This is a genomic window from Chloroflexota bacterium (assembly GCA_026389585.1).
GTDB lineage: Bacteria > Chloroflexota > Dehalococcoidia > UBA2247 > RBG-13-53-26 > JAPLHP01.
In genome coordinates this window covers 25,612-45,146 of the sequence record JAPLHP010000083.1, presented here as the reverse complement: position 1 = coordinate 45,146, position 19,535 = coordinate 25,612, and the positions used below count along the sequence as shown (strand labels likewise).

Sequence of the window (19,535 nt, the reverse complement as noted above, 5' to 3'; positions counted from 1 at the left end):
AATAGTATAGGTGTACATTGTGCCTTTGTTGCTCAGAGGCACGACCTCCATGTTGGCCTTGTCCTTGGCGCAGTCAGGATTTCCGCAGAATGGGACTGTCGGGAAGAAGTACGCACCGCACTTCTTGCACTTGCTCGCCAGTAGCTGGGGCTTGTCAGCGGGCCAGGTGAATAAGCCCTCTATTATCGGGACTTGCTTCTTAGCCATATTTTGCTCTCCTTTCTGAGTTTGTTGCTTCCCTTTATCAACTTTGGAAACGGACGTGGTGATGGTGCATTGGCTAGAGCCCTATCTCCTTTGCCACGAAGCGTCTCTGGTATTGACCGTCTCCGAAGGCGAACTCGGACACTTTGGATCGCTTGGAGTACAACGGCAAGTCATGGTCCTCGCAGAAGCCGATGGCTCCGTGGCATTGATGGGCCAGGTCGCAGATTCGTCGGTAGGCATCACTGCACCAGGACTTGGCCATGCCGACGTCTTTGGCAAAAGGCAGATTCTCATTGACCTTCCAGGCCACCAGATAGGTGATGTACTTCATCCCTTCAAGGTCAACGGCCATGTTGGCGGCATGGTGTTGGAGTGGCGCCAAAGTGCCGATAGGCTTGTCAAACTGGACCCTCTCCTTGAGATAAGTAACCGTCATGTCCAGTACCTGCTGGGCTCCGCCCTCCATCTCGGCGCATTTGAGCACAGTGGCCATCTCCAGCAGCCTGGTGATGCGCTCTTTGCCGCGGTGAGCCTCTCCCAGCCTCTTGGCCTCGGAAAGTTTGAGTCCCTTGATGATCACCTTCGACTGCTTGTCTCCGGAAATGGTCTCGATCGTGGAGCATGTCACGTTGGGACTCCTGGCATCCACCAGAAACAGATCGAGTCCTTCCTGCTTGGTGGCATGCTTGGTCTTGGCGGCCACCAGTATAAGGTCGGCCAGATGAGCGTTTTCCACGAAGAGTTTGGTACCGTTGATGACCCAGTCGTCTCCCGCTGCGGTGGCTTGGCATTGAATGGCGTCGAGTTCATAGCCCACGCCCGGCTCGCTGAAAGCCGTGGTGAGAACCAGTTTGCCCGAGGCTATCTTGGGGAGCAAGTCAGCCTTCTGCTGGTCACTCGCCATTCCCAAAACGGCCAGAGTGCCCACTAGTGATGAGAAGAACGGCCCCACGAGAGCGCCTCTTCCCATTTCCTCCACCAGGGCCACAATGTCCATGAAGCTGCCGCCCACGCCTCCGTACTGCTCCGGAATGATCAGGCCCGGCCAGCCCAGTTCAGTCATCTTGGCCCACAGCTCCGGGGTGAATCCCTTCTCGTCCTTTATCAGCTTCCTGACCGTATCCCTGGGGCATTCCGCGGCCAGGAAATCACGAGCCATCTTGCGCAGCATTTCTTGTTCTTCGGTGAAGGTAAAGTCCATCTTTCTATCCTCTTCCCTCTAGCCTCTCGGCAGGCGCAAGCCTCTGGTGGCTATCGTCATCCTTTGGATTTCTGAAGTGCCTCCGGCGAGGCTCAGACCTCTGTTGAACTTGTAGAGGAAGGTGAATCTCTTTCTCAGTTTGGTCCATTTAGAGTCTTCGCCAAGCTGTACCTCCGGGCCCAGGATTTGCAACGCGACGTGGGCCAGGCGCTGTCCCAGTTCATCGGCGAAGACTTTGACCACCGAGGACTCCGAACTGATGCTGGTCCCTTTGTTCAGCAGCCAGGCTGCCTTGTAGTTGATCATGCGGCTCACTTCAAGTTCAATAGCTAGTTCAGCCAGTGTATCCCGGATCACCTGATTGTCTTTCAATCTGTGGCCATCGTATCTTGCATCATTGACATATTCGACGAGCTCTTCCAGGTCTTTCTTGCTCCCTGCGTGCCTCAGGCATCTCCCCCAGAATCTGTCTCCCTCCAGGGCTTCAAAAACGAGAGGGAGTCCGCGATTCTCTTGCCCTAGGAGATACTTCTTATGAACACGAACATCCTCAAGAAATATCTCATTGAAAGACTTGGCGCCAGCCATATCGATAATCGGGTTTACTGTTACACCAGGAAGTCTTACATCCACCAGAAATGTACTCAGTCCCTTGGATTTCGGAGCCTCAGGGTCTGTCCTGGCTAACAGTAAGCACCACTCTGCCAGGTGTGCCCCAGTAGGCCAGATCTTCTGCCCATTGATAATATAGTCGTCTCCGTTCTTTACTGCTCGAGTTGCTGTGTTCAGCAGGTCAGAGCCTGCCCCCGGTTCGCTCAACCCTGTGGAGAAGAGTATCTCGGCCTTTGCCATCTTGGGGAGGAACTCTTTCTTCTGCTCATCGGTGCCGTAGCGCAGAACTCCTGCAGCTGCAGCATCTCCAAACAAATGCCCGTATTGTGGTGCTCTGTGGTAGGCCAGTTCTTCAGCAGCGACGAAGCGCTCCATGACAGTCCCGCCCATTCCGCCGTACTCTTTGGGCCAGGCTATTGATAACCAACCTTTTTGCCCTAGCCTCTGCGTAAAGGCACGGGACCAGCCACCAAAACTGTAACCCTCGTCCTCAATTTCACATGGAAAACTTTCCGGTGGCTCTTTCTCGCAGAATTCCCGGACTTCTTTTCTAAGCTTTTCTTCCTGTTCAGAGAATCGGAAATCCATTATCCCTTTGACCCCGCTTTCATCGGAGGCATAATCACTACCTCTTCAACTGTTATCTTGACGACACTGCGAACCTTCATCTTCATTGGAGCAAACTGAGACTTGAAAGACTCGACCAAGTCACCAGATTCTAGAATCTCTGCTTTCCCCCGAAGTCGGCATCCTCCCCAAGTAGCTGGATCGAAAACCAATACAGCGACCTGTGGGTTTTCCTTGATGTTGGCAATAGTATTGGGCGATGCTATCTCTGCAAAGGCAACATGCTCATCATCTAGTACTTTGAAGGAACCTTTTGGGGAGACATTTGGTTTGCCGTGCTTGCTTGCAGTGGCTACGAAGACTGGTTGGACAGCCGCAATGATTCTCTTGGCTTCTTCAGGTAGTGTTGCCGTGGCGCACCTCCTGGTGCAAGAATTCTAGCACTGATAGGTCTTGGAAGGCAAATATGGAGAGGGTAAGGGCGGTGACAGGACATTGCTTGTTAAAGCAACCAAGGCTTAAAATAGGGCGGTAGTCGATTTGGGTGTAGGAGCCACTGCTGGAATAGCAAGATATATTCATGTTTAGGATGCTAATCGACAAAGGGAAGTCTCTCATAGCTTGGGGGCGCACCCATCCCTTGAAAACACTGATCCTCTTCTTGTTGATTGAGTCCTTTGTTTTTGTGGCCCTCATTATCATATTGGTGTGGTTGGCCTTTCTTAGATAGAAATGCCGGAGTGTGGATCTTCTCTGTGTTTATTAGTCCTCCTCCGGTTCGACTGAGTCCTGCCGGGTTTGAGAATCCCTGAGAGTAACTGTCTGTTTTAGTCATCTCGCTGTTGCTGAGAGGATAGATAATGAGTGACTTTTACAATATGCCACAGCTTCAGGAACTGGCTCATGCCTATGGTATTGAAACGGCATATTATGATATTACCCAGCGCAGGCAGGAAGCATCCCCCGAGTCTCTTTTATTAGTGCTCCGAGCTCTGGGTGCTCCAGTTGAGACCTTTGGCGATGTCTCTGCTGCGCTCATCGAGCACCGGCAGGCCGTATGGAGACGGTGTTTGGAGCCAGTGGTTGTGGTATGGGATGGAGACTCTGCTGAAGTTGAGCTGCGTCTGCTGGTAGATCAGGCTGTTGGTTCTGCAATGTGCCACATGGAACTTGAGAATGGAGAGGCGCGAGGTTGGGCTTGCGACATCTCTGGACTGCCCACGACGCAAACAGTTGAAGTAGAGGGTGCGCGCTATGTAGCCAAGAAACTGCCCATACCTGGCAGATTACCATGGGGATATCACCGGCTTATAGTGGAGTCATCGGGAAGGCTTTCTGAGGCTATGATTATCTGTGCTCCGGTCAAGGCGTATCTGTCTCCTGAAAGTTCAGTGAGCAGGGTCTGGGGGGTGTTCCTTCCATTATATGCGCTACATTCGCGGCGTAGCTGGGGAAGCGGCGATTTCTCTGATCTTGAAGACCTCATCACATGGCTTACCGGTCAAGGTGGTAGTGTGGTGGCGACCCTTCCATTTCTAGCCTCTTTCTTAGATGAGTCATTTGATCCAAGTCCCTATGCTCCTGTAAGTCGCCTCTTCTGGAATGAGTTCTATATTGACGTGACCAAGGTTACTGAGCTGAAAAATTGTGCTGCTGCACGAGCCATGATCGAGTCAGGTGAAGTTAAGGAAGCAGTTGAAAAGTTACAATCTCTACCTCTGGTTGATTATCGGCATCAAATGGCGTTAAAACGCCGGCTGCTTGAAGAATTAGCAAAGTGCTTCTTCACAAAACCAGCTGATCACCTTGCAGCCTTCCGTCATTTTATGGAGACAAATCATCGGGTTGAGGACTATGCTCGTTTCCGGGCTACCTGCGAACGGCGGAGTGTTCCCTGGCCAGAATGGCCGCAGCGGCTGTGTGCAGGTATCTTGAAGGAGGGGGATTACAGTGAGGATACTAAACGGTATCATGCCTATGTGCAGTGGGTGGCTCACCAGCAGTTGGAAACTCTCTCCGAAAAAGCTCGCGAGAAAGGCTCGGGACTCTATCTTGATTTTCCTCTTGGTGTCAATCCCGATGGCTACGATATGTGGCGTGAACACAGCCTATTTACCATGGGTGTATCTGTAGGAGCACCTCCGGATACCTTGTTCAGTGGTGGGCAGGACTGGGGTTTCACTCCTCTCCATCCTGAAAAGATCAGGGAGCAAGAACACCGATACTTTATTGCTTGTCTAAATCACCAACTGGAATATGCAAGCATTCTCCGAATCGACCATGTGATGTGTCTACATCGTCTCTTTTGGATTCCCGAAGGAATGGAGCCCAGCAAAGGGGTCTATGTTCGATATGCTGCCGATGAGCTATACGCTATCTTAAGCCTCGAGTCCCACAGACATAAATGTCTGCTGGTGGGTGAGAACCTAGGAACCGTGCCGCCATATGTCAATGAGGCCATGACGAGGCATAACATACAATGCATGTATGTTACACAGTACGAAATCACACCTGACTCCAACGGGACGCTTCGGGAGATTCCCACCAATGCCGTAGCGAGCCTTAACACGCATGATATGCCCCCATTCTCGGCCTTTTGGCAGGGCTTGGACATTGAAGACCGGCTGGCGATGAAGATCTTGGACACTACAGGTGCCCACGTCGAGCGCGGATCTCGACAGAATCTCAAACAAGCCCTGGTGAACTTTCTGCAGCGCAACGGATGGCTCAAGGGCAATTCATGGGATACACATTCCGTCCTTAAAGCTTGCTTGGCGTTCCTGGCTAGCAGCCATGCCAGGATTTTATTGGTCAACTTGGAGGATCTGTGGTTGGAGACAGAGCCTCAGAATATCCCTGGTATCCAGGAGGAACACCCTAACTGGCGGCGGAAAGCACGTTACAGCCTTGAAGTACTTTCCCAGATGCCCGAGGTATTGGATGCAATTGAGGAAATAGATCGAATATTCAAGCGAGGGAAAGGATTCTAGTCGTACTTTTGGGAAACGCGAGAGCGACAAGAATTCTATTTAGATTTGTGGACCTATGGATTATTTTTGTGTCTGCTATGCCCAAGAAAGTTTACGTTTAGTCTGCCGAAATTGTGAGTTAGGCGGCTATCGTGCTACGAGACCACCGTCAACGGCCATGGCATGTCCGGTAACAAACGAAGCTGCATCTGAACATAGCCAAACCACGGCTTCAGCGATCTCCTCAGGTTTGCCAAGTCGCCCCATTGGTTCCATAGCTATATAGCCTGCTTCTCTTTTTGGCTTAGCTTCAATACGGCGACCGATCATGGGTGTCCGAATAACCCCGGGACAGACAGCGTTTACCCGGATGCCAGACGTAGCATAATCCAGTGCTACTGATTTTGTCAGGCCCACAATGCCATGTTTACTGGCAACATAAGCAGCCTGGGATGGGGTGCCTACTAGTCCTGCCACCGACGCTGTGTTCACAATAGCCCCGCTGCCCTGCTTGAGCATATGTGGAACCTCATATTTCATGCAAAGCCACACACCTTTGAGGTTGATGTCGATTACACGGTCCCAGGTTTCTTCTTTGCTGTTGGTGATTAATGCTATCTCTCCCCCAAAGCCGGCGTTATTGAAGGCGCAGTCAAGTCTACCGTAGGTTTCGACAGCTTTGTTTGCCATTGCTTCTACCTCAGCTGCCTTTGTTACGTCGGTTTTGACGAAAATAGCTTCGCCACCAACATCCTTAATCATTTGCAGTGTCTCCTCGCTCCCCTCCACCCTTACATCGGCAATGACAACCTTGGCACCTTCCCTGGCGAATGCTACAGCCGTGGCCTGGCCGATTCCTGAGCTTCCGCCTGTTACCAAGGCAACCTTTCCTTCTAGTAGTCTCATCGGAAAACCTCCGCAGTGTTTGTTCTAGCCAGTATAGGTTCTTTATTCGCTCATCGTCAATCAACTCAAGGCTGCGTGGTTCAATTCCACTTTTGCCTGCGCCTGACTTTGAGTGCTATTCATTTTCATAGTTTCGCTAGCCGGCAGGTCGCGCTGTTTTACTAGATAATGGGAAAGTGATAGATTAGGCAGAGGTGTCCCTGTGCGTTTCTGGCTGAGTGGCACTCTGTAATTATAGTAAATATTGGCGTTTTGTCTCTGGCAATTGGTAATCTCGTTATGGAAAGAGCTGTTACGCTATATAAGGAGCCTAAGTTAAAGAACCCCAGGTTGATCATGGCTTTGCCAGATACCGGATATGTAGGCTTGAGGATCATTGACTACTTAAGAAACAAACTGTGTGCTGAGGAGTTTGGTAGAATTGAACCCTATGATTTCTCCGTAGTGCCTTGGATTTCAGTCAAGGACGGGCTGATAGAAGATCTGGAGATGATGAGGAACGGGTTTTATTACTGGGAGAACAACACAAACGGGAATGATTTGGTTCTTTTCAGAAGTGAACAGCCAACAGCCAGGATCTATGAATACGTTCACCTGATTCTGGACGTTGCTGGCCGTCTTGGGGTTCAGAGACTTTATATAGTCGGTGCGTTTGGTGCTACAGGAGTGACTCACTTGGAGAGCCCATCGGTTTTGGGGGTAGTCAATCTGCCCCATTTGAAACAACTTGTGGAAGGCTGTGGCATTGCACTGTATCCTGAGTATAGAGGCATTGGCACTATACATTCTTTGTTCATGTGGTTTGCTAAAGTGAGGAATATCGAAGCTCTTGGCTTATGGTCACCGATACCACACTATATTGCCAGACTCCCATTCCCATGGAGCAATTACCCCAGATCATCCCTGTCTATTTTAGAGAAGTTAGCTGGGCTGGAGGATATTGTAGTGGATACTGGCGAGCTTGAAGACTCCGCCAGGCGTACGGAAACGGAAATGAGGAAGATCTACGACGAGTTATACGAGGAGGCCAAGAAGGAAGTTGTCTATCCAATGGGTGAACAGCCAGCTAGCTATCCTGAGAATACAACGGCGACGATAAGTGACGAAGAGCTCAGGCGAATGATGAGAGACATCGAAGATTTTTTCAAGAAGGGGAAACAGTGAACCGTCCTGTGAAAAGGGTTGGCGTTATCTACCATCCGAAGATTCCAGCAGCGAAGGCCTTATCGGAACGATTATCCGAGGTGTTACCATCCATGAGGGCCAGTGCATGGGCCTGTTCCTCGTGGGATGAAGAAGATATGAGAACCCAGTTGCAAGACACCGATTTGGTCATCAGCGTGGGTGGTGATGGTACTATTCTACGGGTCGCCCGCGCGGTAGCCTTTCAGAATATTCCCATCGTTGGGGTGAATCTAGGCCATCTTGGCTTCATGACTGAGTTTTCGGCTGATGACCTGTTGGAAAAGTTGCCCGCAGTGCTCTGTGGAGAGGGTTGGATTGATCAACGTACCATGCTGCAGGTAGACCTGTCTTCTGAAACTAACGGCAGGACTGACAAGGGGTTACCCAGATCATTCCATGCTCTGAATGATGTGCTCATCGGCAGAGGTTCAGTGCCGAGAATCATTCAGGTGTCAGCTGCTGTAAACGGTGCACCTCTGACAACTTACAGAGCTGATGGTGTTATCATTGCCACTGCCACTGGCAGCACCGGCTACTCCTTGGCGGCTGGAGGGCCCATCCTCTTTCCCCAAGCTGAGGAGATCATGGTCACACCGGTCTCAGCTCATTTGAGCCTGTCTTACGCTTTGGTTTTGCCATCCACGGCCGTGGTGGAAATGCAAGTCCATACTTACCATGAGGCTGTGCTGAGCGTCGATGGGCAGATAAATCTCGCGCTGCAGGACGGGGACAGAATCACTGCAAAGCGGAGCCAGCAGGGCGCTCGTTTTCTGAGGATGTATCCTCGCGATTTCTTCTATAGTGCTCTCGAGCAGAGACTGAGGGTGAAAGTAAGAGATTGAATGTAGGTTGGAGGAGATGACCTTGAAGGTAGAAAAAGCCAGGATTGATGATGGCCCCCAGATACACAAGTTGGCCAACTACTTTGCTGAGAAGGGGGTCATGTTGCCGCGGGCCCTAAGCGAAATATATGAGAACATAAGAGACTTTTTTGTGGTCAGAGATGGAGACAAGGTAATTGGCTGTGCCTCCCTCCATATATACTGGTCTGATTTGGCTGAGGTCAGAGGTGTGGCGGTGAGCGAAGACTGCCAGGGCCAGGGGATTGGGGCGAGGCTTATTGAAGCATGTCTGAGGGAAGCGAAGGAACTGGGTATCCAACAGGTCTTTTGTTTGACTTATAAGGCAGCCTTTTTTGAAAAGCTTGGTTTCCGCCAGGTAGATAAGCTGGAGCTGCCGCGAAAGATTTGGTCTGAGTGCTACCGTTGCCCCAAGTTTCCTAACTGCGACGAAGTTGCCTTGACATATAACGTTTCTTGATGGTGTTCGGTTGGGGAATCCCCTTTGATTCCCAGAGGAGGTGTGTTGAGCGAGGCTGTTGAGCAGTTGTTGCATAGCCAGCGAGTATACCAGGGGCGAGCAGTACAACTGAAGGTAGATACAGTGCAGAAACCCAGCGGCAGGGAGACCACTCGGGAAGTCGTGGAACATAGCGATTGTGTAGCCATCTTGGCTGTAGATGCTGATGGTAGTATTCTTCTGGTTCGTCAGTTCCGTTATGCGGTGGGGAAGGACCTTCTGGAAATCCCTGCCGGTGGTATCGAACCTGGGGAGACCCCAGACCAGGCGGTGTGCCGCGAATTGAGGGAGGAGACAGGCTATCTACCCCAGAAGATCGTACGGTTGGGGGGATTCTACTCTGCCCCGGGATACTGTACGGAGTATTTGTATCTTTACCTTGCCACCGAGCTTGTCCCCAGCCCTTTGCAAGCTGAGGATACCGAGAGTATTGAGGTGGTACGTGTCTCTCCTGCAGAGGTTCGAGCCCTTATTGCTTCAGGTAGAATATGCGATGCCAAGAGCATTGCTGGATTGCTGAGTACTTCCCTGCGTTAGTGGGCTTATTAGTAGTGGATGTATGTGAGCAGCGCGAGTCTATTTCAAAAGAAGGGCGGGTTTCATGTAAGGCTACTACCATTCTTCTTATTGCAGAATCTAATGACTTCGGCAAAGTTGCTCAGCTTAACTAGATTGTTGGACTCGAGGAATCCATCGTAAGTCAGGTTGATCCACGGCTTCCCATACATTCTGCTGAAATTCTCAGACATAGCAGCCACGATTCCTCCGGGCATGCAGCCGTGTGGCATTACCGATATCACACCGGCAAAGTTCGGATTCTCCATCCATTCAATCCCAGCGCCTATGCTAACTACTGCTTCACTGCCACATTTTGGAGAAAGGTATTGACTGGAGAACGAAAGTATCTCTTTTATTGAAGGCTCTCGGCTGTCAATCAGCTCTTTGAAATTGCTGATCACCGAGCTTTCATCTCTTTCTAGCTGAAGCTGCCTCAGATAACCTATCACGATCTTCTTCAGTCTTCTTTCTCTGATACCGTCCTCAATGTTCCGGTGGGTAATATACTTCAGCCACTCTCCAATCGGGGAGACTATGACCTCAAGCCCTGCCTTTTCGCATTCTCTCACCATGTCTCTATTACTGAATCTGTTAGATCGCAAGTATATCTCACCATTGATCCCTACGATTGGTCTTCTGGGCTTGTCAGGGTCAATCAGAGCCTTAAATCTTGTGGTTACCTGTCTTAAGTAGTAGTCGAATTTCTCTCTTTTGCGGATATGGTTGGCAAGATCAGTCAGGCACTCGTTGAATAATGCATCAGTCACTCCGATTGATTTTTCATAAGGCCGAGTTCGCCAAAGAAGCCTTTCGAGATAATCCACGGCTACAATGCCATTCCAAGCCAGGCGCTCGAATCCTGTACCAATATTCAAATCACGATAGGCGTTATTTGACACGGTAGTTCGTATCTGAAGATTGAAGCCAATTTCTCTCAGTATTCTGATTTGTTCTACAGCGTATTTCCCAAAGCGGCAAGGACCGAAGGCACTGGCCATGAAGCCTTCGACATCTTTTGGCCCGAAACCATAGCTGTTGCCTTCGTAGAAAAACCTCATGAAGTCACCGAGGCTCACGCGGTATGGCAAGCATTCCTTGCCTGATGTGACCTTGTTACTGTAAAGGAGGTTTCTTTCGTCTGGCTCAGGAAGCACGACTGCTTTCACTCCAAAGGCTTCCATTGCAGCGCCAAGTACCTCAGCATGTGTGCACATCCTTGGTATGAGGATAACCTTATTTGAATTAACAGTCGTAGGTGCTTCCCGGCGGATATTCTTATCCTCGGTTGGGAAGCTGTATGATTTGGATGAGCGCGCAAACCCATTTATGGTATCCACAAAAGCTTCGAGTCGCGTAATGATACCAGCCTCTGCTGCGTGTTCATCGATTTCCAATTGGCCTAACGGTTTGTTGCCCATAATATCTCGAACAATATTGAGCACGAATGAGTTGGGACCACAGCCAAAGTTTGTTAGTATTAGCCCGTAAAGTTGTGGGTCTTTTGCTGCTATTGCCGCCCCGGCTATGTGCTTGCTTTCGCAGAACCAGTATGGTCGGTCTGAGTATTCTCTAACATTCACCGAAGACAGCGATAGGTAGTCTAGTGGTATAGGCACTACACCGAGTTGGGCGAGCTTTTCGGCGATACCAAGATTGGCGCCTGAATCTTGAGACATGTATGAACGGGAGAATATCACTACACCCAGTTGATTATTATGACGGATCTGTTGCAGTAGCTTCTTGCCGTGCTCCACCAGGGCCGCTTCGAATTCACTTTGAGCTTCAAGTCCGGCGATTGCAGCCATCTTTCCTTGTTTCTTGGTGAATCCCATTCGCACTGCAACATCTGTCAGATTATTTATCGTATCATCGTTACCTCTGCTAAGATCGATCACAGGTATAAGCATTCGTTGTTCGAGATTGAGGGCCTGGCGAATAATAAATGGAGAAGCCTGAACTAGAGGGCAGGAGTATTTTTGATCCTCATCACCTTCTTTCAGGCCAAGTCGGATAGCAGAGGGGTAGAGGATGTAGTCGACTTGCTTGAGACTTGCCGCATGGCCATGTAGCAACTTGAGGGGGAAGCAACTGTCTGTATAGCCCAATTCCACGGCCTCTTCTGTGATTTGCTTGGTGGTTTTGCTTGAAAGGACCACCTTTGTGCCCAGCGAGTTAAGAAAGCCAATGAGCAACGGGGCGTAATCATATGCTGCGAGCGCCCTGGGAATACCGACAGATGGTGTGCCCTCTTTTTCTTTGTACTGCTTGAATAACAGCTTCTCACGTTCATCAAAAGCGGTTTCTATTTTTTCATGGCTGATAGTGCTGTCGAAAAGGTCGCACCTGCTGCCGTAGAACGTTGACTTTTCGTTGGGTATGTCCAGTCGACTGATGTTGCAGTTGTTGTCGCACACTTTGCAGACAAAGGTTGTGAGGTTGTGATTACTGTCGATGACTTTCTGGAATCCTTTGAACTTTGAGCTTCCGCCTTCCGTGCTTTCCCTGGCGAGAAGTGCTGCACCTATAGCACCACTAACCTCCTTGTGCTCAGGTACGATAGTGGTTTTCCCTTGTAGTGCATTTTGAAAAGCAGAAACAACAGCCTCGTTGTAGAATACTGCTCCAGTCAATATAACTTTGTCGCCCAGCTTTCTTGTTTCCACGACTTTAGAAAGGTAGTTCCCGGCAATAGAGTTAGCCAGACTGGCAGTGATGACTTCCAGAGGGACGCCTCCTTGCTGAGCCGAAGCCACTGCCTGTCCCATAAAGGCAGCGCACCTTGTTCCCAAATCGATGGTGTGTGTAGCCTTGAATGCCAGGTTGGCGAATTCACCGTTTTGAACATGGATACCAAGCTGCTCAGCCAGTTCATCGATAAAGCTGCCAGTACCAGCGGCGCAGGCCTTATTCATCTGATAATCAACAACGACACCGTTTCGCTTTATGACGAGCTTTGAATCCTGCCCCCCTATTTCAATGATATCTGCTTCGGGGTCTAGTTCTGCTGCAGCTCTTGTCTGTGCAGTGATCTCGTTCTTTATTAAATCTGCACCGATAAAGCTGCCTACCAGATATCTCCCGGAGCCGGTGACACCTACTCCAGCGATCATAGCCGTATCTCCCACATGTCGCAGCAGATTATGGAAGACCTCTTTTACAGCATCTAACGGCCTTCCTGCTGTCATCAGGTAACTCCTTGCTATGATCTTCTGGCCAGATTCGTCGATTATGACTGCCTTTGTACTGGTAGACCCAACATCAACCCCAAGATAGCCCGTGAACGGTTTCTCTATTACTGGTGTTGCCCAACAGTTAGATTGCTGGCCGTTCTTTTCAAGCCTTGGCATTTCAAAATACTGTTGCTTGACTTCTGCTTCAGACAGCACTGTGACTTTTGAAATTCTTCCAGATTCTCTGGAAAGTATGGCTGCCCCCAAAGCCTCAATATATAGATTATTCTCTGGAACAATAACGTTCGCCGGACGCCCGTTTCTTGCAGACAGTACCTCATTGAGGGCTTTGATTATCGCAGCATTGGCAGCAACACCACCAACGCAGAAGATTGGTTCCTCGAACACGCCTTTTTTGAGAGAGGCTACCATTCGGGCTATGCTGCCACAGAGTGCGTAGAGCATTGCCCCTATCGGAACCCCCTTCTGCTGCAGGTGAATAAGGTCAGTCTTGGCGAAGACGCTACACCTGGCGGCTATCCTGGGTGGAGTGCCTTCAAATTCCATCGCAAGACGTGAGAAGTCCTCCATGCTTATCCCGAGTCTGTATGCCTGCTGCCCCAGGAACATACCGGTGCCTGCTGCGCAAAGAGGATTTGAGGCAACCCTCCATGGTTTCCTTAGCCCATCCTCGAGTTCCATGACAAAAGAACTCTGCCCGCCAATTTGTATGATGGTTTTTGCCTCTGGATGGAAATGGAGAAGCCCTGAAGCAATTGATAGCGAGCTGCTATATTCAGACCAGTTTAGTTTATTGGATACCATGGTGACGGCTGAACCAGATAGAGCAGCTGTGTTGATCTCTTGGATATTGAATTTTCTGGCTAGCCTTGCAATTAGTAATGCGACCGCAGCCTGGGAACTGGAGGTCACCTTTTCACTATCGAGTAAGACTACTCTGTCGTCCCTGTCGATAAGCGCCAGTTTTACGTTGACAGAGCCAATATCTATGCCTAAAGAATGGGTCATTCTGTATTGAATACGAGAATCATAACATACACAAGGGTAATCATTAGGGATTATAGCACCTAAACGCTTCTCGTGCTAATGAGTTGTGTGCTTTGTTTATGTGTGGTTTGGCCATGCCTGAGCCCATGTGCTATACTTAATCTCTTGTGCATATGGCATTAATGCAGGTGCCACTAAGGGGGGTATTGTTTTTGTTTCCTCAACAAAGAGGGCTCTATTCCTCTTGTGGATCCTGACTTGTGAAAGAGGATAAGCGGTATAGATGAAGATATGCCTCCTATCCTATAGAGGGCATCCTTTTTGCGGTGGACAGGGCATCTACATTCACAATCTTACCAAGGCGCTTTGCAGTCTCGGTCACGAGGTTGAGCTTTTGTCGGGACCTCCCCACCCCGTGGTTGTCGATGCAGTCAAGGTACACAAGCTCGAGAGTCTAGACGTATATAGTTGGAGAGGTCGTCTTCCACCAAAACCCCTGCGAATCCTCTACCCCCTTAATCTCTACGAAGTAGTGTCTGTTCTCCTGGGAGGGTTTCCGGAGCCGTTCACGTTCAGTATGAGGGCACATAGAAAACTCTGGTGGCTCTCAAGACATAAGAAGTTTGATGTCATCCATGACAACCAGTGTCTGGGTTATGGCTTGTTGTTGATGAAGCAGTTCGGAATCCCCATCGTCTCTACTATTCATCATCCTGTCACTGTTGACAGGGAAATAGATGTCCGCAATGCCAGGGGTTGGTGGCAGAAGTTCAAAATGATTCGATGGTATTCCTTCTTGCCCATGCAGCGTATTGTGTCGAGGCGGATGGACAGGATTGTTGCTGTCTCTGAAAGCTCAGCCGAGGACACAGCGCGCTCCTTTAAGATTCCGCGAGAGAAGTTCAGAGTGGTCTACAACGGGATTGATATCAATCTTTTTGATGGTGATGGTTCGACGTGCAAGAAGCCCAACAGCCTCATCGTTGTCGGGGGATATAGCCCCTTGAAGGGTTTGGCTCATCTGCTGGGGGCTATTAAGTTGCTGAGCAACGAGATGGAATTAAACCTGACGGTGGTTGGTGGTCCGCCTGACGGCAAGTATTCCTCGGGCTTGGTAAGAGATTATGGACTTCAAGATAGGGTCACTTTTACTGGCAGGATAAGCCATGAAGATCTGGTCAGATGTTATTCGGCAGCCGAAGTGGCGGTGGTGCCTTCGCTCTATGAGGGTTTTGGTTTTCCTGCTGCTGAAGCCATGTCTTGCGGGGTACCTGTTATCTCGACAACAGCAGGCGCTCTTCCTGAGGTGGTAGGTCCAGATGGCGAGGCTGGTATTCTAGTACCCCCGGGTAATGCTGATGCTCTAGCCTCGGCGATAAGGCGTCTTATGTCTGATAATGACCTTCGCAGACGAATGGGTGCGGCAGCACGGAGGAGAATAGAGACGCATTTCACCTGGGAAGAAGCTGCGAAGAGGACTGTAGCGGTGTATGAGGAGCTGATTGCCGATGCTCACCGTTGACTACAATCTCTTGGAAATACAGGAAGGCCAGCATATTCTGGATGTGGGCTGTGGTGAAGGGAGGCACAGTTGGGCGGCATATAGCAAATTCGATTGCCACGTCTGTGCGTTGGATATGGAGAAAAAGGGTCTGAATAAGACCAGGTATATGCTTCAGACTCTGGACAACGAGCAGCAGCGCAATGGTAAATGGCTGGCAGTTCGGGGCGATGCCATGCGGCTTCCTCTTAGGGATACTTCATTCGACAGGGTTGTCTGCTCTGAAGTTCTAGAGCACGTTGGTGATGACAAACAGAGCATGAGAGAACTGGTAAGAGTACTGAAGAATGGTGGCATACTGGCCGTCAGTGTGCCCACATATCTTACGGAGAGCATCTACTGGAGGATATCGAAGCAATATTGCCACAACCCAGGTGGACATGTGAGAAAGTACAGGGCCAATGACCTGGTAGTCCTGCTGCGCGAGCATAACCTCCGGATCTACAGTATTCGACATAAACATTCCCTGCATTCGATATACTGGCTTCTCCGCTGTGTGTTTGGGGTAAACAACGAGAAGGCCCTAATTCCATCCATGTACCATAGGTTTCTGATTTGGGATCTCAAGACCAGAACCAGGCCGATTCGTCTGCTTGACGATATATGCAATCGCATCTTTCCTAAGAGCATTGTTATCTATGCCAAGAAAGGAGAGGATGGACAGCATCTCCAAACTGATTAACGAACAGGCAGACTTTATCAGTAGACATCAACTGCCTTCAGGAGCTATCCCTTGGTACGATGACGGCATCACGGACCCTTGGGATCATGTGGAATGTGCCATAGCCCTGGACTTGACTGGTCGCTTTGATCAGGCTGTCAAGGCCTACATGTGGTTGAAGGCAAAACAGAACTCTGATGGCAGTTGGTACTCGAGCTACGTCGCCGACAAGCCGAAGGATCTGACTCGGGATACTAACCAGAGTACATATGTAGCCACTGGAGTGTGGTATCACTACTTGCTTACGGGCGATGAGGGCTTCCTCTGGGATATGTGGCAGACTGTCGAGGCGGCTATAGAGTTTGCTCTGTGTCTCCAGCAATCTACAGGGGAGATCCACTGGGCCTGCAATGGAAATAACAAGACGTGGCCGGGGGCTATTCTGGCAGCATCGACCTGTATCTGGCAGAGCATAAGGAGTGCCATCAAGATTGCCAATAAGCTCGGGATTCATAAACCAGGCTGGGAAGCTGCAAACGATAGGTTGATTAGGGCTATGAAGGAACGTCCAGAACTCTTTGACAGGTTTGGCGAGGATAGTCAAGGTTTTGCCATAAACTGGTACTATCCAGTTCTCACCGGGGTCGTTCGAGGGAAGGAAGCCCAGAGGATTATTCTCGAGCGGTGGAATGATTTCGTGATGGACAGGTGGGGGTGCAAGTGTGTTGTGGGGACACCGTGGGTGACGGTAGCCGAAACTTCTGAGTTGATTATGACACTATATCGGATGGGCGAAACAGATAGGGCCAATATGCTATTGGGTTGGATGCTGCAGCTCAAAGATCACGATGGCGGCTTCGAGACTGGTATAAAGTTGCCGGAGCAGATGATCTGGCCGGAGGAGAAAAATACTTGGACGTCGGCTGGGGTCATTATGGCTGTATCAGCCCGGGCGAAGGTTGAGGGTGTGAGTATTGAAGGCATCAATGTGTGCTGAGGAGTTTGTGGGTTACGAGAATCTCCTGAGGTTTGTTGAGGAGAAGGCGCTCCAGAAACTTGATGGAGACATTATTGAGATTGGGACATACATGGGTGGGGGAACGGCCAAGCTTGCGAAGTTCGCTAAGAAATACGGCAAGAAGGTATATGCCATTGACATTTTCGACCCTAGCTTGGACAAGACTACGGGCAAGGGAGGCGTTACGGCAGGAGAGGTCTACGAGGCTTTCCTCTATGGTCGCTCAATGCTGGAAGTCTACGAGGAGACGATCAGGGGTTTCGATAATATCATAACCATCAAGAGTAATTCTAAAGAAGTGACATTCCCAAAAGATCAGAGGTTCTTCTTTGGATTTGTTGATGGTTGCCACCAGGTGTCCTATGTGAAGAACGATTTTCATGTGATCTGGCCCCACCTTGTCCCAGGGGGCGCGATAGGGTTTCACGACTACAGATTTGATGATTGGCCAGAGGTTACCCCAGCTGTTGACAAACTGGTTATTGATCACAGTAGTGAGATAAGAGAGATTCAAGAAATCGAAGGCAGGAGTGGGGTCGTTACTATCCTTTTGGTGAAGCGTTAGAAGGGTACGGTATCGACTTGTCTGCTAGCGTGGGCTATTCTCTTTCGTTCTTGGGGTGCATTTCAGAACAATACCATCACTAAGTGATGGTATGTGTTGCGCCAATTTGTCCAAAGCCTTCAAAATGGTCATTGAAATACGTCTCGGCAACTTTGCCAGCATCATGCCCCACCATGGCGAGGCGAAGAACAGCGACACTCCAATGGACTGATCCACATTCATGTGACGCTCGACCATCTTCTTCACGGACTTGTAGTCGAACCTGTATGTATGATCGAAAGGTGTTTGCCAAATCTTCTCGTAGATAGACTCTTCTCGGCGAAGTAGCTTCCTGAATCTAACAAAGAAGGTTCTTCCAATTCTGAAGCCCAAGCTATCAAGGTTAGCTACTGTAATGATCACTGTCCCGGTTGGCTTCACTACTCTAGCCATCTCTTGTACTGCCCTCTCTGGAGTGGGGAAGTGATCCAGGGCGCCTTTGCACACGATCTTGTCAAGGGAGTGGTTCTTGATGGGCATGTATTCGCCTATCCCCCGGAGCAGAAAGACTCCCGTGCCATCGTTGCCGATATCTACCTTGGCGTGCTCTATCATAGTCTCCGATGGCTCCAGCCCCAGGCAAATCCCTCCTCTTCTGGCCACAGCCATGGCATCGGTGGCTCGGCCACAACCTACGTCCAATACTTTTTCACCCTTCTTTGTGTCCACGGCATTAAGAGTGGCTTCCTCCAGCCGGCTGAAGAAGAAATCCAGATCGGGGAAAGTGACCGGAGGCACTACGTGCTTGTCGTCCCAATCGAGATCAAACTCGGCATTGCCATTGCCCTTTTTCGGATTCGGAATGTAGCTGGTCATCTTTTCAATTGGTATTTGGGATAGGAGCCCAAGACCTTAAAGAAGGAGGTCTTGGCCTGCACCCTACCTAGTACCTCTCCTATGATCCTGTCCTGGCGATGTCCTTCTATGTCAACCAGGAAGATGTATTTCCCGAGGGCTTCCTTGGAGGGGCGTGATTCCACCTTTGCCAGATTAATGTTGTATTTGGAGAATTCTTCCAGCACGCCGTACAGCAAACCAGGGCGATCATCATTGAAGGAGAAGCAGAGAGAGGTCTTATCCCTGCCTGTAGACGGAAGATCCTTCGGGGCAAGAACCACGAAGCGAGTGACATTGGGTGAGCGGTCTTGGATATTCTTTGCAAGGATCTGTGCACCGTAGATCTCTGCTGCCCTGGAATTACCAATAGCCGCTGCCGGAGTGGAATAAGCCATCATCTGCTCAACAGCGGCTGCTGTGCTGAGTGCAGCGACTATCTGGGCTTTTGGGAAGCATCGCTCCAGAAAGCGTCGACACTGTGCCAGCGCCTGCGGATGAGAGAATATCACACTCAGCTCTGTGGCTGAAGTCCCTGGCTTGACCAACAAGTGGTGCTCAATGTCAAGGATCAATTCTTGTCGAATGAGCAGCTTTGACTCATGTATGAGGAGGTCCAGGGTGTCGTTGACAGACCCTTCGAGGCTGTTCTCTATGGGTACCACTCCCTCATCTGCTATACCTGTCTCTACCGCAGAAGTGACGGCGGATATGCTAGGGAAGGGGATGAGTTGTGCTTCCAGATCGTATTTGAGAGCGGCTTCTTCGCTGAAGGTACCGGGCGGTCCTAGATAGGCGACGTTTCTCTTGCTCATCCTTGGCTGTCAACCAGAATTCTGTGTGGCACTTCTCCTAAATTATGATTGGCTATGGCTATTGTGAGTCGCACCTTCTGTGCTCTCTATTAGGCCCTGTTACATTATAGCAACAACCCTTGTTCTTGTCTTGCAGATGCCTATTTGAGTGACTCGGAGGCGGCTTTGTGCCAAACCCCCTCAAGGTATGGAGCCTGGCTTGTGGGTTGGGAGGGAACTTGCCCCCTGTTTCATCACTGTGAAAGGCACTGTAGGGGCTGTCACAGCGCCAAAGTTGTCGATTTGTCCTGCAACGGGGTA

16 protein-coding genes are annotated in these 19,535 nt (G+C 50.0%); 9 read left to right on the top strand and 7 right to left on the bottom strand.

Annotated elements, in window-relative coordinates; translation table 11 throughout:
- The 3 genes from NTZ04_07660 to NTZ04_07650 all read right to left on the bottom strand — a co-directional run.
- Nucleotides 1-207: zinc ribbon domain-containing protein (locus NTZ04_07660; protein MCX5992179.1), on the bottom strand; the 207-nt coding region annotated here is incomplete at its 3' end.
- Between the two features lie 73 nt (nt 208-280).
- A complete protein-coding gene (locus NTZ04_07655) occupies nt 281-1,408 on the bottom strand; it encodes an acyl-CoA/acyl-ACP dehydrogenase (GenBank protein ID MCX5992178.1) in 1,128 nt (375 codons plus the stop codon).
- 18 nt (nt 1,409-1,426) lie between these two features.
- On the bottom strand, nt 1,427-2,608 hold the full coding sequence (locus NTZ04_07650; protein MCX5992177.1) for an acyl-CoA dehydrogenase family protein: 1,182 nt from the start codon (nt 2,606-2,608) through the stop codon (nt 1,427-1,429).
- Nucleotides 2,609-3,447: 839 nt separating this feature from the next.
- On the opposite strand from NTZ04_07650, the gene malQ reads away from it, so the two are divergent.
- Nucleotides 3,448-5,577 carry a 4-alpha-glucanotransferase gene (gene malQ, locus NTZ04_07645; protein MCX5992176.1) on the top strand — a complete coding sequence of 710 codons (2,130 nt, stop codon included), beginning with the start codon at nt 3,448-3,450 and terminating at the stop codon, nt 5,575-5,577.
- A gap of 126 nt (nt 5,578-5,703) precedes the next feature.
- Here the strand turns inward: malQ and NTZ04_07640 are convergent, their stop codons facing one another.
- On the bottom strand, nt 5,704-6,462 hold the full coding sequence (locus tag NTZ04_07640; GenBank protein ID MCX5992175.1) for an SDR family oxidoreductase: 759 nt from the start codon (nt 6,460-6,462) through the stop codon (nt 5,704-5,706).
- Nucleotides 6,463-6,741: 279 nt separating this feature from the next.
- Here NTZ04_07640 and NTZ04_07635 point away from each other — a divergent pair, with 279 nt between their 5' ends.
- The 4 genes from NTZ04_07635 to NTZ04_07620 are packed head-to-tail and all read left to right on the top strand — an operon-like array spanning nt 6,742 to nt 9,543.
- Nucleotides 6,742-7,626 (top strand): PAC2 family protein, encoded by an 885-nt coding sequence (locus NTZ04_07635; protein ID MCX5992174.1) that lies wholly within the window; start codon nt 6,742-6,744, stop codon nt 7,624-7,626.
- Nucleotides 7,623-8,489, top strand: a complete 867-nt coding sequence (locus NTZ04_07630) for an NAD(+)/NADH kinase (GenBank protein ID MCX5992173.1) — start codon at nt 7,623-7,625, stop codon at nt 8,487-8,489. The genes NTZ04_07635 and NTZ04_07630 overlap by 4 nt, the downstream gene beginning before the upstream one ends.
- Before the next feature lie 22 nt (nt 8,490-8,511).
- Nucleotides 8,512-8,967 carry an N-acetyltransferase gene (locus NTZ04_07625; GenBank protein ID MCX5992172.1) on the top strand — a complete coding sequence of 152 codons (456 nt, stop codon included), beginning with the start codon at nt 8,512-8,514 and terminating at the stop codon, nt 8,965-8,967.
- A gap of 45 nt (nt 8,968-9,012) precedes the next feature.
- A complete protein-coding gene (locus NTZ04_07620; GenBank protein MCX5992171.1) occupies nt 9,013-9,543 on the top strand; it encodes an NUDIX hydrolase in 531 nt (176 codons plus the stop codon).
- A gap of 62 nt (nt 9,544-9,605) precedes the next feature.
- Here the strand turns inward: NTZ04_07620 and NTZ04_07615 are convergent, their stop codons facing one another.
- A complete protein-coding gene (locus tag NTZ04_07615) occupies nt 9,606-13,763 on the bottom strand; it encodes an acyl-CoA dehydratase activase (protein ID MCX5992170.1) in 4,158 nt (1,385 codons plus the stop codon).
- A 262-nt stretch (nt 13,764-14,025) separates the two neighbouring features.
- On the opposite strand from NTZ04_07615, the gene NTZ04_07610 reads away from it, so the two are divergent.
- The 4 genes from NTZ04_07610 to NTZ04_07595 are packed head-to-tail and all read left to right on the top strand — an operon-like array spanning nt 14,026 to nt 17,547.
- Nucleotides 14,026-15,264, top strand: a complete 1,239-nt coding sequence (locus NTZ04_07610; GenBank protein MCX5992169.1) for a glycosyltransferase family 4 protein — start codon at nt 14,026-14,028, stop codon at nt 15,262-15,264.
- Nucleotides 15,251-15,985, top strand: a complete 735-nt coding sequence (locus NTZ04_07605; GenBank protein ID MCX5992168.1) for a class I SAM-dependent methyltransferase — start codon at nt 15,251-15,253, stop codon at nt 15,983-15,985. Before NTZ04_07610 ends, NTZ04_07605 begins: the two co-directional genes overlap by 14 nt.
- The gene (locus tag NTZ04_07600; protein MCX5992167.1) at nt 15,942-16,961 is read left to right on the top strand and encodes a hypothetical protein; all 1,020 of its coding nucleotides are present in this window, start codon (nt 15,942-15,944) and stop codon (nt 16,959-16,961) included. Before NTZ04_07605 ends, NTZ04_07600 begins: the two co-directional genes overlap by 44 nt.
- Entirely contained in the window at nt 16,939-17,547 is a 609-nt protein-coding gene (locus NTZ04_07595; GenBank protein MCX5992166.1) for a class I SAM-dependent methyltransferase, read from the top strand. Before NTZ04_07600 ends, NTZ04_07595 begins: the two co-directional genes overlap by 23 nt.
- Nucleotides 17,548-17,571: 24 nt before the next feature.
- Here NTZ04_07595 and NTZ04_07590 read toward each other — a convergent pair whose 3' ends face one another.
- The gene (locus NTZ04_07590) at nt 17,572-18,402 is read right to left on the bottom strand and encodes a methyltransferase domain-containing protein (protein ID MCX5992165.1); all 831 of its coding nucleotides are present in this window, start codon (nt 18,400-18,402) and stop codon (nt 17,572-17,574) included.
- Complete coding sequence (pheA, locus tag NTZ04_07585; protein MCX5992164.1) at nt 18,399-19,235, bottom strand: prephenate dehydratase; 837 nt, start codon at nt 19,233-19,235, stop codon at nt 18,399-18,401. The genes NTZ04_07590 and pheA overlap by 4 nt, the downstream gene beginning before the upstream one ends.
- Between the last annotated feature and the right edge of the window lie 300 nt (nt 19,236-19,535).

Bases quoted from the DNA above. Each gene is read 5' to 3' on its own strand.
- NTZ04_07610 (MCX5992169.1), top strand. From the start codon at position 14,026: ATGAAGATATGCCTCCTATCCTATAGAGGGCATCCTTTTTGCGGTGGA.
- NTZ04_07590 (MCX5992165.1), bottom strand. From the start codon at position 18,402: ATGACCAGCTACATTCCGAATCCGAAAAAGGGCAATGGCAATGCCGAG.
- malQ (MCX5992176.1), top strand. From the start codon at position 3,448: ATGAGTGACTTTTACAATATGCCACAGCTTCAGGAACTGGCTCATGCC.
- NTZ04_07615 (MCX5992170.1), bottom strand. From the start codon at position 13,763: ATGACCCATTCTTTAGGCATAGATATTGGCTCTGTCAACGTAAAACTG.
- NTZ04_07605 (MCX5992168.1), top strand. From the start codon at position 15,251: ATGCTCACCGTTGACTACAATCTCTTGGAAATACAGGAAGGCCAGCAT.
- pheA (MCX5992164.1), bottom strand. From the start codon at position 19,235: ATGAGCAAGAGAAACGTCGCCTATCTAGGACCGCCCGGTACCTTCAGC.
- NTZ04_07640 (MCX5992175.1), bottom strand. From the start codon at position 6,462: ATGAGACTACTAGAAGGAAAGGTTGCCTTGGTAACAGGCGGAAGCTCA.
- NTZ04_07600 (MCX5992167.1), top strand. From the start codon at position 15,942: ATGCCAAGAAAGGAGAGGATGGACAGCATCTCCAAACTGATTAACGAA.
- NTZ04_07650 (MCX5992177.1), bottom strand. From the start codon at position 2,608: ATGGATTTCCGATTCTCTGAACAGGAAGAAAAGCTTAGAAAAGAAGTC.
- NTZ04_07635 (MCX5992174.1), top strand. From the start codon at position 6,742: ATGGAAAGAGCTGTTACGCTATATAAGGAGCCTAAGTTAAAGAACCCC.
- NTZ04_07655 (MCX5992178.1), bottom strand. From the start codon at position 1,408: ATGGACTTTACCTTCACCGAAGAACAAGAAATGCTGCGCAAGATGGCT.